This is a genomic window from Caulobacter flavus (assembly GCF_003722335.1).
GTDB classification, from domain to species: domain Bacteria; phylum Pseudomonadota; class Alphaproteobacteria; order Caulobacterales; family Caulobacteraceae; genus Caulobacter; species Caulobacter flavus.
The window spans coordinates 5,269,724-5,283,799 of record NZ_CP026100.1 but is presented as its reverse complement, the minus strand read 5'-3'; the positions used below and the strand labels follow the sequence as shown (position 1 = coordinate 5,283,799).

Sequence of the window (14,076 nt, the reverse complement as noted above, 5' to 3'; positions counted from 1 at the left end):
GGTCAAACGATCGTTGGGAGGCCCGGTCAGGCCGCGCCGCGCGAGGCCTCCGTGCGCGGCTGGCGGGTGAGGGCGGCGGCGTCGGCCACGGCGCGGGCGACCCCGGCGACGCTGACGGGCTTGCGCAGCACGGTGTCTGCGCCGGCTTCGGTGCATTCGCGGGCCTCGTCGGCGTCGCCCCCGATGACCGCGATGATCGGCATCTGGCCGCCGGCGCCGGGCAGGGCGCGCAGTTCGGCGGCGGTCTGAGGACCGTCCAGCACCGGCATGCGGCCGTCGAGCATGACGAGGTCGAACTCGCAGACCTTGGCCAAGTCGACCGCGCGGCGGCCGTTCTGGGCGTGCACCACCTGGTGGCCCAGCTGTTCGAGGATGGCGCGCAGCATGGCCGCGTTCAGCGCGTCGTCCTCGGCGATCAGCACGCGCAGGCTGCGCTGGACGTCGGGGGCGGGATCGGCGGCGGCCAGGGTCTCCTCGACCGGCTCCTGCGGGCAGGGGCAGGCGATGTCGTAGGGCAGGAGCAGGGTGAAGCAGCTGCCGACGCCCAGCGCGCTGCTGGTCTCCAGCGCGCCGCCCATCAGCCTGGCCAGTTGGCGCGACAGCGATAGGCCAAGGCCCGCGCCATTGACCCCGGCGCCGGTGCGTTCGACGCGGCGGAAGGGCTCGAACGCCTGCTCCAGTTCCTCGGCCGACAGGCCAGGACCGGTGTCGGCCACCTCGATGGCGAGGCGATCGTCGCCCCGCGGCTCGATCCGGACCTCGACCCGGCCGCGGACGGTGTACTTGACCGCGTTGCCGACCAGATTGGCGATGATCTGGCGGGTGCGCATCGGGTCGGCCATGGCCGCGCCGAGCATGCGGTTCTCCAGCGAGGCGTCGACGTGAACCGCCAGCTCCAGCCCCTTGGCCAGGGCGTGCGGGCGTTCCAGCAGGGCCAGGTCGCGGACCAGGCGCACCGGCTCGAAGGCCTGGGTCTCGACCGCCAGACGGCCGGCCTCGGCGGTCTCGGCGTCGAGCGTGGCGTTGAGCACCGAGATCAGGTCCTGGGCCGCGTCGAGGGCGGCGTTGAGCTGCTCGCGCGACGGCGCGGCGCGACCGCCCTTGCCGGCGGCGGCGGCCAGCACGTGGGTCACGCCGGTCAGGCCGTTGCGGATCTCGTGGCTGAGGGTGGCGACGATGTCGGACTTGGAGCGGGCGGTGCGCTCGGCGGTCTCCAGCACGCGCATCCGTTCCTCGAGCAGGGCCTCGTGAGCCACCGCCAGGGCGTGCTGGCGGCGCAGCATGCGGTTGAAGATCATGGCCATGGCCAGCGCCAGGGCGAGGCCGCCGGCGGCCATCAGGCCGGTCTGGCGGCTTTCGGCGCGGCTGAACAGCGCCCAAAGCGGGCCGATCGCCGCCACCGGCGCGACCACGGCCAGACTCTGAAGTACCGGCGAGGCGAAGAAGATGCAGACCATGCCGGCGGCGGCGGTCAGCAGCAGCAGGGTCTCGCGGATCGGTCCGGCGCCGTCGGCGAAGGCCGACATCTGGACCACGCCCAGCGCCCACAGCAGGCCGCCCGCGACCTGAAGCCGCATGCGCTTGGTCAGGTCCTCGGCTTGCGGGGTCTTCAGCCAGTTGGTGACCCCGTAGAACACGCCCCAGTTGATGGCGAAGATCGTGAAGCTCAGCGACATCCACACCGCGTTGCGGGCGAACGAGCCGGCCCAGACGAAGAAGGGCAGGCTTACGGCGAAGATGGCCAGGGCGTACGGCAGCAGCGCCACCTGCACGCCGAGGGCGAGCGCGGTGTCGGCCCCGGGCCTCTTCACGTCATGGGTTCGGGGCTCAGCGAACAAGAATCGGATCCTCGGGCGTTCAGGCGAGGACGCTAGGCGAGCACGGTTTGCGCCGGGTTACGCGGTATCGTTAATGCACAGGGCTTTAGGGGCAAACAATCGTTAAGCCTAACCGCCCATCCTTTGATTCGACCGTTCATTCGCAGAAGGCCAGGCCCATGGCCACGACCCGCGCCGCGCTCACCAACGACGACATCCGCATGCTCGTGAAGGGCGCGACGCCCGACGAGCGCGCGCTTGCCGCCCACCGGCTGTGCCGCAAGATCGACCGCGCCGAACTTTCCGAGGAAGAGCGCCTGCAGGCCCAGGAAATCCTGCGGGTCATGGCCGCCGACGCCGCCGAACTGGTGCGCCGCGCCCTGGCCGTGACGCTGAAGACCTCGCCGCTGCTGCCGCCCGACGTGGCCAACCGCCTGGCGCGCGACGTCGAGAGCGTGTCGCTGCCGGTGATCAGCTTCTCGCCGGTGTTCACCGACCAGGATCTGGCCGAGATCATCCGCCTGGGCGGACCGGTGCGCCAGATGGCCATCGCCCGCCGTCCCAAGCTGTCGAGCAAGGTCACCGGCCTGCTGGTCGACCAGGCGCCGGAGGACGTCGTGGCCGCGGTCTGCGCCAACGACAACGCCCGCTTCTCGGACCTGGCCCTGCAGAAGGCGCTGGACCGCTTCGCCAAGTCCGAAAGCGTGCTTCAGGCGGTCGCGTACCGCGCGGTGCTGCCGCTGTCGGTGACCGAGCGCCTGATCGACATGGTCGGCGACCAGCTGCGCGAGCACATCCTCGACAACCACGCGCTGTCGGCCGAGCGGGCGCTGGAGATCATCGTCGGCGCCAAGGAGCGCGCGACCGTCGACCTGGTCGACCAGGCCGGCCGCACCGCCGATCCCAAGGCCTTCGTCGCCCACCTGCACCGCGCCGAGCGCCTGACGCCCTCGCTGCTGCTGCGCGCCCTGGCCCATGGCCACATGACCTTCGTCGAGTGGGGCCTGGCCGAGCTGGCCGGCGTGCCGCATCACCGCACCTGGCTGATGGTGCACGACGCCGGCGCCCTGGGCTTGAAGGCGATCTACGAGCGGGCCGGCCTGCCGTCGCGCCTCTATCCGGCCTTCCGCGCCGGGGTCGACGCCTATCACGGCATGGAGTTCGACGGCCGCCCCGGCGAGCGCGAGCGGTTTCAGGAGCACATGCTGCAGCGCTTCCTGACCTCCTCCCAGGCGGTGTCGCGCGAAGAGAGCGACTACCTGCTGGACAAGCTGGACCGCCTGGCGGGGTTCAAGGCCCGCGCGGCAGGGTAGGGGGCTCTCCCTAAGGAACCTCCCCATGTGGGGGAGGCGGCCGAAGGCCGGAGGGGGGCCGTTTTCAACCTCCGCTGCGCTTGACCATCTTTGGGCATTCCCCCCACCGATCGCTGCGCGATCGCCTCCCCCACGGGGGGAGGTTCCTTGGCGTCGGACATGACGGTTCGCACTCCCGTGGAAATCCACGAAAGCTGATGGGGAGGCGCGGAGCGGCCGGGCGGAGCCCGGAGACCGTGATTTGTTTTAGCGTTTCGGCTTCGTCGACCGCTCCGCCGCATCATTGGCTCGAAGGACCGGGGGCGTAGGTCTCTTTCAACCTTGGCCCGGCTAGCCCTCGGACGGGCAGGATCGACAGCCCCGCGGTAATCCGGCGCGGCCTCGGCTGATCCTGTTAGGCCGGTTTGAACGTTCCCGACCCTGTCGACCCGCTCGTTGCGCCATGGACGGCTTGGCGACCCAATCACGCCTTCTGAGCGATCCTGCAAGCCCGCCTTTTCCCACGACGCGCCAAGCGGCCCCGCTCGATGCGGTCCTCGCCACGCTTGGGCCGGTACCAAGAGCCCTCCCCATGGCTGGGACCATGTGAGTATGCAGCGGTATTTGATCCGTCTGATCCAGGGGCGTGAGAAAGTTACAAGGGGTTGAGTTTGTTGGGGTCTGTGGGCTGAACGCAGAGGATGGACGGGGCTGGATCCCCGTCCGGCCATCCCCAATTCCGTAAAACCCCCGCGCACGCGGGGGCCCAGGCTTTTTCTGAAGCCCTCGGCGCTCGACGATAAAACGCCTGGGTCCCCGCTTTCGCGGGGATTTTACGGGCGGGGGTGCGGGAGCCAGGAATCTCCCCCTGTGGGGGAGGCGATCGCGTAGCGATCGGCGGGGGAGGAAGCTGGCCGACGTCTCGGAAGCTGAGAACGTCCCCCCTCCGTCGCCTTTGGCGACACCTCCCCCAGAGGGGGAGGATCCATTGGATAGCCCTATTCCTTGGGCAGGCCGGCGCCGGCGGCGTTGATCCAGCCGACGAGGTCGCCGATGACCTTGGCGTTGGCTTCGTCGAAGGCCGCGACGATCGGGCCGACGCGGTTGTCTGCTGCCTTGACCTTGGCTTCGAAGACCTGGTCGCCGACCAGGGCGCGGTCGCCGGTGCGGCTGATGACGCCGCGCACCTGGACGATGATCTCGGGCGGGGCCTTGGGGCCGTTCACATAAGCGGCCTCGAAGGTGCGGACCTCGAGCCGCAGGACCATCTGGGCCTTGGCCACCTCGCCGCGGCCGATCAGGCGGGCGCGGCCCGGATCGGCGTCGAAGGCGCGCGATAGGGCCTCGTCGAACTGCACGCTGGCTGGGGCGATCCAGCGCGCGCCGGCGACATAGGCCGCCTCGCCGCCCGAGCTGGTGGTCAGGATGCGGTCACCGGCCGAGGGGCGGGTGAAGACGGTCGGCGCCTTGAGCACCCCGAACATCGCCCCGGGCGGCCCCTTGGAGACCGCCGGCGCGGTGGTCCCGAAGCGGTACATGCCCGAGGGCTCGGTCTTGGGGAACACGCTGATGCAGCCCGACAGGCCCAGCGTCAGGGCGGCCAGGGCCAGGCCCGAGGCGGTTTTCTTGAGGAACGCGCTCACGGCTTGATCTCCACTTCCTTGGCCGGGGCCTTGCCCACCAGGCCGCGCGGGTTCTGCTCCACCTCGCCGACCAGGCGGTCGAGGGACTCGGCGGCCGACTGCAGGGTGACGATGGCCGAGGACAGCTGCGGCAGGCCGGTGGAGGCGAAGTCGCTGGTCGGGCCTTCCAGGCGGCCGACCATGCTGCGTACGTCCTTGGCGGCCAGCTTGATCTCGTCGGCGGCCGCGCCGAGGTCCTTGATCGCCTTGCGGCCGTCGCCGTCGACCACGCCCTGCGTCGAGCGCGACAGGTTGGCGATCTCCTGGGCGGTGGCGTCGATGCTCTGCAGCGCCTTCTGGGCGTCGGCGATGATCTCCTTGCGCTCGCGCAGCTCGGCGGTCACCGACTGGACGTCCGACAGGCTGGCGCTGAAGGTCTTGATGTTGCGGTCCGACAGCACGCGGTTGACGCGGTCCAGCGCCTCGATGGTGCGGGTCAGCACCGTGCCGCCGCCTTCCAGCAGGTCGGACAGGGCGCTGCGCTGGCTGCGGATGATCGGCACCTCGCCGCTCTTGACGGTGTCCTTCAGCAGCGGCTTGGTCGAGGTGCCGGCGGTCAGCTGGATGTAGTTGACGCCGGTGATGCCCTGCGGCTCCAGCGTGGCGTAGCTGTCGACGCGGATCGGCACGTCCGAGGTCAGGCGGGTGCGGGCGATGACGCGGTTGGGATCGCTCTTGTCGAGCTCGATCTTGGTGACCTCGCCGACCTTGATGCCGTTGAAGTGCACCTCGCCGCCTTCCGACAGGCCGCGCACCGCCCCGACGAACAGCACGTCGTAGAGGTCGTAGTCCTTGTTGAACTGCAGCTTGGCCAGCCAGACCACGAACACCACCAGACCCATGAACAGGATCAGGCAGGCCGCCCCGACGAGGGCGTAGTTGGCGTTTCTTTCCATCAGCGGCTCCTCGCCGTAGCGGCTTTCCCGGCCGCGCGTCCGCGCGGGCCCAGGAAGTATTCCTTGATCCAGGGGTGGTCGGAGTGCTCGAGCTCCTCGACCGGGGCCTTGGCGATCACCTTCTTGTCGGCCAGCACGGCGACGCGGTCGGTGATGGTGTAGAGGCTGTCCAGGTCGTGGGTGATCATGAACACCGTCAGGTCGAGGCTGTCGGACAGGTCCTTGATCAGCTCGTCGAAGGCCGCCGCGCCGATCGGGTCGAGGCCGGCGGTGGGCTCGTCGAGGAACAGCAGCTCGGGGTCCAGCGCCAGGGCGCGGGCCAGGCCCGCCCGCTTGCGCATGCCGCCCGACAGCTCGGCCGGCTTCAGCGCGCCGGCCCGGGGCGGCAGGCCGGTCAGGGCGATCTTCAGGTCGGCCAGTTCCAGGATCTCGCTCTTGGGCAGGCGGGTGTGCTCGAACAGCGGGGCGGCGACGTTCTCGCGCACGGTCAGGTTCGAGAACAGCGCGCCCTGCTGGAACAGAACGCCCCAGCGGCGCTCCAGCGCCGTCCACTTGCGGCGGGAGGCTTCCTGCATGTCCTCGCCGAACAGGCGGATGACGCCGCCGTCGGGGTTCTTCAGGCCGATGATGCTGTTGAGCAGCACCGACTTGCCGGTGCCCGAGCCGCCGACGACGCCCAGCACCTCGCCGCGCTCGACGGTGAGGTCGAGGTCGTCGTGCACGACGTTGTCGCCGAAGCGCGAAACCAGGCCGTCGACCTGGATCGGCGGGGCGGCCTCGGCCGGGGCGGGCGAGGGGGCGTGCGCCGTCTTCATACGTTCAGCTCCATGTAGAGCAACGCGAAGATCGCATCGATCAGGATGATGGCGAAGATGGCGTGGACGACGGCGGCGGTGACGCGCCGGCCCAGGGACTCGACGTCGTTGCCGACCTCCATGCCCTGGCGGCAGCCGATGGCGGCGATGACCATGGCCATGACCGGCGCCTTGGACATGCCGATCCAGAAGTGGGTGGCGCCCACATAGTCGGTCATCCGCTGCAGGAAGAAGCTGGGCGACAGGTCCAGCACCACCCAGACCACGACGATGCCGCCGGCCAGGCCCGCCAGGGTGGCCACGAAGGTCAGCAGCGGGATGGTGATCAGGAGGGCCGCGAAGCGCGGCAGGACCAGGGCCTCGTACGGGTCGACGCCGATGACCTGCATGGCGTCGATCTCCTGGTTCATCTTCATCGAGCCGATCTCCGCGGCGAAGCTGGAGGCCGAGCGGCCGGCCAGCAGGATGGCGGTGATCAGGATGTTGAACTCGCGCAGCACCGACACGCCGATCAGCTCGACGCTGAACACCTGGGCGCCGAAGTCGGTCAGCAGATTGGCGCCCAGCAGGGCCACGACCGCGCCGATGAAGAAGGTGGTGGTGGCCACGATCGGCATGGCGTCCAGGCCCGCGCGCTCGGCCAGGGAGACGATCGGCGCCCAGCGGATCTTGCGCGGATCGACGGCGCAGCGGGCGATGGCGGTCAGCAGGTGGCCCAGGAAGATCAGCGTGCCGTAGCCGTCGCGCAGCAGGTCGAACAGGCCCCGGCCGATGCGGTCGAGCAGGGCGACGACGCCGTGCAGGCGGTTGTCGGGCGGGCATTCGGCCTGGGTCGCCTCGCCGACCAGCTCCAGCAGGCGCAGGGTCTGGGGACGGGCCTTGACGTTGCCGCTGGTCAGCCGGCCGTCGGCGGCGCGGATGATGGCGTAGGCGCCGGCCGTGTCGCAGCGGTTCATGCCGGTGAGGTCGAGGTCGAACGACTCGGAGCCCTTCATGGCCTCGGCGAGTCGCAGGCCGGCGTCGGCCATGCCGCGCGCCGTCCAGTCCCCGGAAAGCACGACGGACTTGCCGCCGTCCTTGTCGTCCAGGGTGAATTCCGCCGGCACGCCCATCTACTGCGCTTACCCCTCGTTACCACGCACGCCCAGCCTAGCAGGGACAGTGTCGCCGGCTCAAACGCTTCAAGGCGCAGCTTGTTGCGTCATGATCGTGGCCGAACACGGACAAACAGGCTTGCAGCTTTATGCGGCGCCGCCGCAAAGACGCCGTCAACTGGCGATAATCCAACGCTCGGTTTGTAGCGTCGCCCGGGCGCGCGGCATAGAAGGGCCGCATGGAATTTGCTTCTGTCAGCCGGCGCGGCGCGCTCGGCACGCTGTCTCTCGGAGCGCTGATGGCCATGCTGCCTCGGCTTGTTGCGGCGCAAACCGCGCCGTCCTCCACGGGTAACGATGGCGAGGCGTTTTCGCCCGACATCCTGCGCGGCATGGCCGAGAGCCTGGCCAGAAAACCCTATCGCGCGCCGGCCGCGGGCGGCGACAAGGGCCTGGCGGGCCTTTCCTACGACGAATATTTCCGCATCCGATTCCGCGGCGAGCACGCCCTGTGGGCCGACCGCCAGCCGCCGTTCCGGGCCGAGTTCTTCCCGCCGGCTTACCTCTATCCCCGCGTCTTCCCGATCTACGAGGTCGAGGGCGGCGTGGCGCGGGCGGTGCCGTTCGATCCGGAGATGTTCGACGTGCCGGGCGAGCACGCCGGGGCGGCCAAGGCCATCGGCGGCTTTTCGGGTCTGCGCCTGCTGTGGCCGCTGAACCGGGGCGACAAGCTGGACGAGATCGCCGTCTTCCAGGGCGCGAGCTACTTCCGCAGCCTGGGCCGCGACCAGTTCTACGGCCTGTCGTCGCGCGGGTTGGCGATCGGCGCCGGCGAGCCCAACGAGGAGTTCCCCAGCTTCGAGCGCTTCTGGCTGGAGCGTCCGGCCGACGGCGCCGAGACGGTGATCGTCCACGCCCTTATGGACAGCCCCAGCTGCACGGGGGCGTACAGCTTCGTGATCCGGCCCGGCCAGACGGTCGTCTTCGACGTCACGGCCACGATCTTCCCGCGCGTGAAGATGACGAAGATGGGCGTGGCGGCCCAGAGCAGCATGTTCCTGTTCAACGTCTCGGACGGGCCGCGCGGCGACGACTTCCGCACCGCCGTGCACGACAGCGACGGCCTGGCCATGCTGACCGGCACCGGCGAGCAGATCTGGCGGCCGCTGACCAACCCGACCGCCCACCGCCTGTCGTACTTCCAGGACGAGAACCCGCGGGGCTTCGGCCTGGTGCAGCGGGCCCGGCGGCTGGAGGACTACGGCGACCTGGAGGCGCGCTACGACCTGCGGCCCAGCCTGTGGGTCGAGCCCGTCGGCGCCTGGGGCAAGGGCGCGGTGGTGCTGGCCGAACTGGCCACCCGCAAGGAGAGCGACGACAACATCGCCGTGTTCTGGCGGCCCGACGCCCCCTGGGAGGCCGGCTCGCGCGTGGACTTGTCCTACCGCCTGCACTGGGGCGGCGAGCGGCTGGGCGACGGCGAGGCGAGGGTGGTGCGCACCCGCACCGGCGCCGACGCCCAGGACGGCCTGCGGATGTTCACCATCGACCTGTCGGGCCCGATGCTGGCCGACGGGCTGGACGGGGTGAAGCTGGAGATCGAGGCCAAGGGCGGCGAGACCACCTGGAGCAACGTCACGCCCTATCCGCGGGCGGCCACCGTGCGGGCGGCGTTCGGCCTCAAGCCGACCGGCAGGCAGGCCGAACTCAGCCTGCGCCTGACCCGCGACGGCAAGCCCGTGTCGGAGACCTGGCGCTACCTCTGGACGGCGTGACCGGACGCCGCAGGCGCGCTGGTTTTACGGCTTTTGCGTAGGAACCCGCCCGGGTTTCAATCTTGGTTAATGAATTGCCGTCACGGCTCTTCCGATCAGGATTTCCAGTGACCAGGGGTGTCGGCATGAGCGCGCAGAACCAGCTCGACCAGCGCATGAGCTTCATGCGCTTCGACCACAAGGATCGCGCCGCCCTGCGCGCCGCCAAGCCGGTGATCGACGCCGAGATCAACGGCGCGCTGGACTCGTTCTACGCGCAGGTCCGGGCCTTCCCCGAGACGCGCAGGATGTTCTCGAGCGACGCCCACATCAGCAACGCCCAGGGCCGCCAGTCCTCGCACTGGCGGCGCCTGGCCAACGCCGACTACGGCGCCGACTACCAGCAGGACGTCGCCCGCATCGGCAAGGCTCACGCCGTTATCGGCCTGGAGCCGCGCTGGTACATCGGCGGCTACGCCCTGGTGGCCGAGAAGCTGATCCGCGCCATGGTCGAAAAGCGGGCCAAGGGCCTGTTCGCCAGCGCCAAGAACGACAGCGACCTGGCCGACGGCCTGGTGGCGCTGAACAAGGCCGTCATGCTGGACATGGACCTGGCCATCTCGACCTATCTGGAGCTGCTGCAGGACGAACGCGACCAGCTGGAAGCCGAGCGCGCCAGCGCCGAGCAGCGCCAGGCCGACGCCGTGCGCGCGGTGGGCGAGGCCCTGTCGCGCCTGGCGGCCGGCGACCTGTCGGCCCGCGTCGACGGCGCCCTGTCGCCCGAGTTCGTCAGCCTGAAGTCCGACTTCGACCAGGCCGCAGCGGCCCTGGCCGAAGCCATGGGCGCGGTCGACCGCGCCACCCGCGGCATCCGTTCGGGCGCCGACGAGATCGCCTCGGCCGCCGACGACCTGGCCATGCGCAGCGAGCAGCAGGCCGCGACCCTGGAAGAGACCGCCGCCGCCGTCGAACAGCTGACCTCGACCGTCGCCAAGACCGCCCAGAGCGCCCGCGAGGTCTCCTCGCGCGTCGGCGAGGCGGCCACCGAGGCTCAGCGCTCGGGCGCCGTGGTGACCCGCGCCGCCGAGGCCATGAGCCAGATCGAAAGCTCGTCCAACCAGGTCAACCACATCCTGGGCGTCATCGACGAGATCGCCTTCCAGACCAACCTCCTGGCCCTGAACGCCGGCGTCGAGGCCGCGCGCGCCGGCGACGCGGGCAAGGGCTTCGCGGTCGTGGCGCAGGAAGTCCGGGCCCTGGCCCAGCGCTCGGCCGAGGCGGCCAAGGAGATCAAGAGCCTGATCTCCGACTCCAGCCGCCAGGTCGGCGAGGGCGTCGAGCTGGTGCGCCAGACGGGCGACGCCCTGCGCGGCATCGTCGACAAGGTCGGCGCCATCGACAGCCTGGTCAACGAGATCGCGGCCTCGGCCAACGAGCAGGCCAGCGCCCTCAACGAGGTCAACAGCGCCGTCGGCCAGCTCGACCAGGTCACCCAGCGCAACACCGCCATGGCCCAGCGCTCGACCGACGCCACCCGCGCGCTGCGGGCCGAGGCGGCGGACCTGGCCAACCACGTGGGCGGCTTCCGCATCGGCGGCGCGGCCCAGCCCGCCCAGGCCCGCTACGCCGAGCCGGAGCACCCGGTGCACGCGGCCCGGGCCAAGGTCGCGGCCTTCGCCCGCCCGGGGCGGTGAGGGCGGTTCAGTCTCCGAAGACATGAGAAGGGCGCGGTCCGCGAGGACCGCGCCCTTTTCCTTTCGAGCCTTGGCAGGCGCCGCTCAGGGCGTCGTCTCGCTGGCCGTCACGACGATGCCGTAGATCCGCCAGGCGCCGGCTTCGCGCGCCCAGGCGATCTGGAAGTAGAGAACGCGCGCGCCGAGGGGAACGGCGCCGGCGACACGCAGCAGTCCCTTCGCGTCGACGGCGGGCTGAGGGTTGAAGGACAGCGGCTGGGCCAGGGTCGCGGACATGTCGACGTTCTGGCGGCGCAGGTCGGCGAACACTTCCGACAGCTTCGCGGCGGAGTTGGCGTGGAAGGTCGACGAGCCCAGATCCCGCAACACCGTGTAGTTGCCGGTCTTGTTGGCCTGGTCGAGCGCCAGGAGCGCCGATCGCGTCAGGATGACGGCTTCGGTCTGCTGTGCCGACGCCAGGCTGGGCGCAGCTTGGGCGGCGGCGCACGCGCCGCCGCCCAGACCGCTCAACGCCAGGGCCAGGAAAGACGCCCGCAGAGGGCGCAACCAGGTACTGGAGTTCATCCCGGGCCTAGAACTCGTAGCCCACCGCGGCGTTCATGCCGCCGCCGCCGCGCGAGGCGAAGGCGCCGCCGACCCGGAAGGTGACGCTGTCGAAGCGGTGCGCCGCGCCGAAGGCGAAGGCCGACTCGTTGCGCCAGGCGCCGACGCCGCCCGTGATGATGCTCTTGCCGGGCGAGCTGGGCTGGGGAAGGCCGGCCAGCGCCATGGCCGCCGCCGTGCCGCTGTCGGCGCGCCGGCGGAGCTTGGTGTTGCTCTCGCTCATCACCTGGAAGCGGCTGTCGGTGTAGGCGTTGGCGTCGGCGAACTTCTGGTCGGTATAGCTCCTGGCGGCCGCCACCTGTGTGTCGGTGTAGGTCCGCGCGGTGGTGACGCCGGCCGCCACCTGGGTGTTGGTGTAGGTGTTGGCGGTGGTGACCGCCGCGGCCACCTGGGTGTTGGTATAGGTGTTGGCCAGGGTGACCGCGCCCTGCACCTGGGCGACGTTGGCCGCGTCGGTCGGGGCCGACCCGGCGGCGACGTTGGTGATCTGGCGCGCCGCGCCGGCCGCGCCGACCGACACCTCGCCGGCGGAGGTCTGAGCGGCGGTCAGGCCGTAGGCGGTATAGCCGACGTTCGCCCCGCGCGTGGCGGTCGAGTCAGTGCCGAGGGCGACGCTGTTGGCGGCGCTGGCGCTGGACCCGCGTCCGACGGCGACGCTGCCCAAGGCGCTGGCGGTAGAGCTTTCACCCAGGGCCAGCGAGTTCTCGCCCGAAGCCGTGGAGTTGCCGCCGAACGCCGAGGCGTTGTTGGCGCTGGCCGTGGACAGGGTGCCGACCGCCGTGGTGGGATCAGCCGTGGCCTGGGCGCCCGCGCCGATCGCGACCGCGCCGGCGAAGGTGGCCTTGGCGTTGTTGCCGATGGCGGTCGAGTCCTGGCCGGTGGCCTCCGCGCCGTAGGCGCCGGCGAAGGCGCCGTCGCCGGTGGCGCTGGCCTGGGGCCGGCCCGCGCTGTTGCCGCCGTTGACGCTGGTCTGGCTGGCGGCGATGGCCGTGTTCATCTGGTTGAGGATGCTGGTCTCGCTGGCCGAGATCGCGGTGTTCATCTGGCTGAGATTGACCGCGTCGGTACCCATCAGGCCGGCCGCGACGTTGGTGACGCGGCGTTCGCTGCCGACCGCCCCCACCGAGACGGTGTTGGCCTGGTCCGCCACCGAGCCCGCGCCCAGGGCGACCGAATTGGCCGCCGAGGCGACCGAGCCGTTGCCGAACGCCGAGGCGTTGGCCGCCGCGTTGGCGGCGGCGCCGTTGCCGAGCACCGTGTTGCCGAAGTCGGCCGCGGCGGCCTGGCCGATGGCGATCGATCCGTTCGAGGTGGCGCCCGTGCCGATCGCGATGGCGTTGTCGCCCGTCACCGTGGTCGTGCTGCCGATCGCCACGGCGTTGGCCCCGTTCACGGTCGCATTGTGGCCCAGCACCGACGATCCGGCGCTGCTGGCGGTGGAGCCGACGACGTTGTTCGAGCCGACGGCGGCGACGTTGTCGCCCCAGCCGGCGGTATTGCCGCCGTTGAGGGTGTTGCCCGCGCCCAGGAGGGCGCTGGAGGCGCCGTTCAGCGTATTGCCCGTGCCGATGGAGTAGCCGCCGATGCCGTTGACGGTGGAGCTGGAGCCGAACACGCCGCTGTTGTCGCCGGTCGCCGAGCTGTTGGAGCCGACCACGGACGAGCTGGTGCTGAAGGCGGTGGTGCTGGGGCCGATCGAGATGCTGAGGTTGCCGAGCGAGCGCGCGGCCGTGGCTCCGACCCCGTCGCCGCCGCCGATGGCGACGCTGTAGTTGCCCGACGAGATGACCTGGTTGCCGGTGTTGGGATCGGCCCCCGCGCCGATCGCGGTGCTGTAGGTGCCCGCCGCGCCGCCGGTGGCGTTGGCGTTCGCGCCGATGCTGGTGACCCCGGCGGCCGGGGTGGAGGCGCCGGCGAAGCTGCCGATCGTCGTGGAGTTGGCGCCCAGCGCGAAGGCGCCGAAGCCCATGGAGGTTGCCCCGCCGGACGTGCCCGTGGCCGCGCCCTGGGCGACCGAGGAAATGCCGCAGACGACGTCATGCTGGTTGGCCGAGGCCGACCCGCTGCCGGACACCGGCGTCGAACCCGTCGCGCTGCCGGCGCAGACGAACTGGGCCGCGGCCGGCGTGGCGGTCACTGCCCACGACACGCCGATCGAAGCCATAAGCGCGAGAAGCTTCGCGCCTCCCACGAGCGTCGTGGAGGCGAGTAAAGCCTTAGTGCGGTTCATTTTTCCTACCCCAAACGGTTATGGATAACGCCACCCTCAACCGTCACGTTACGTGCTTGCGCGATGCGTGCAAAACGAAATATCAGCGTTCTTTAACTATTGGGGCGAAAAGGAGGCGGCGGTCGACGCCGGCCGGGCCTGACGGAAGGCGCATGCATGCGCCGCCGCCCGCGCCTTCGCTGGCGGGGGGCAGGGTCGC

General features: G+C 70.6%; 10 protein-coding genes. 3 read left to right on the top strand and 7 right to left on the bottom strand.

All coding sequences use genetic code 11. The annotated features are described in order from the left end of the window. Nucleotides 1-26: 26 nt before the first annotated feature. The gene (locus tag C1707_RS24170; RefSeq protein WP_101713637.1) at nucleotides 27-1,838 is read right to left on the bottom strand and encodes an ATP-binding protein; all 1,812 of its coding nucleotides are present in this window, start codon (nucleotides 1,836-1,838) and stop codon (nucleotides 27-29) included. A gap of 158 nt (nucleotides 1,839-1,996) precedes the next feature. Between C1707_RS24170 and spbR the strand changes: the two genes are divergently transcribed. After that, nucleotides 1,997-3,130 (top strand): SpbR family protein, encoded by a 1,134-nt coding sequence (spbR, locus tag C1707_RS24165; protein WP_101713638.1) that lies wholly within the window; start codon nucleotides 1,997-1,999, stop codon nucleotides 3,128-3,130. Nucleotides 3,131-4,107: 977 nt separating this feature from the next. Here the strand turns inward: spbR and C1707_RS24160 are convergent. From C1707_RS24160 to C1707_RS24145, 4 genes are read right to left on the bottom strand one after another with little or no spacing between them, the layout of a single operon-like run. Beyond that, on the bottom strand, nucleotides 4,108-4,752 hold the full coding sequence (locus tag C1707_RS24160) for an ABC-type transport auxiliary lipoprotein family protein (RefSeq protein WP_240633809.1): 645 nt from the start codon (nucleotides 4,750-4,752) through the stop codon (nucleotides 4,108-4,110). Continuing rightward, entirely contained in the window at nucleotides 4,749-5,687 is a 939-nt protein-coding gene (locus C1707_RS24155) for an MlaD family protein (RefSeq protein ID WP_101713639.1), read from the bottom strand. Before C1707_RS24155 ends, C1707_RS24160 begins: the two co-directional genes overlap by 4 nt. After that, on the bottom strand, nucleotides 5,687-6,502 hold the full coding sequence (locus C1707_RS24150) for an ABC transporter ATP-binding protein (protein ID WP_101713640.1): 816 nt from the start codon (nucleotides 6,500-6,502) through the stop codon (nucleotides 5,687-5,689). The genes C1707_RS24155 and C1707_RS24150 overlap by 1 nt, the downstream gene beginning before the upstream one ends. Beyond that, nucleotides 6,499-7,614 (bottom strand): MlaE family ABC transporter permease, encoded by a 1,116-nt coding sequence (locus C1707_RS24145; protein WP_101713641.1) that lies wholly within the window; start codon nucleotides 7,612-7,614, stop codon nucleotides 6,499-6,501. Before C1707_RS24145 ends, C1707_RS24150 begins: the two co-directional genes overlap by 4 nt. Before the next feature lie 221 nt (nucleotides 7,615-7,835). Here C1707_RS24145 and C1707_RS24140 point away from each other — a divergent pair, with 221 nt between their 5' ends. Continuing rightward, entirely contained in the window at nucleotides 7,836-9,371 is a 1,536-nt protein-coding gene (locus C1707_RS24140; RefSeq protein ID WP_101713642.1) for an OpgD/OpgG family glucan biosynthesis protein, read from the top strand. Nucleotides 9,372-9,496: 125 nt separating this feature from the next. Then, nucleotides 9,497-11,044: a globin-coupled sensor protein gene (locus tag C1707_RS24135; RefSeq protein ID WP_101713643.1), complete on the top strand. Its 1,548-nt coding sequence runs from the start codon at nucleotides 9,497-9,499 to the stop codon at nucleotides 11,042-11,044. Between the two features lie 84 nt (nucleotides 11,045-11,128). Here the strand turns inward: C1707_RS24135 and C1707_RS24130 are convergent, their stop codons facing one another. Together C1707_RS24130 and C1707_RS24125 are read right to left on the bottom strand one after the other, a co-directional pair. After that, nucleotides 11,129-11,608: a hypothetical protein gene (locus C1707_RS24130; RefSeq protein ID WP_145998399.1), complete on the bottom strand. Its 480-nt coding sequence runs from the start codon at nucleotides 11,606-11,608 to the stop codon at nucleotides 11,129-11,131. A gap of 7 nt (nucleotides 11,609-11,615) precedes the next feature. Next, complete coding sequence (locus C1707_RS24125; protein WP_164467449.1) at nucleotides 11,616-13,811, bottom strand: YadA family autotransporter adhesin; 2,196 nt, start codon at nucleotides 13,809-13,811, stop codon at nucleotides 11,616-11,618. Nucleotides 13,812-14,076: the final 265 nt, after the last annotated feature.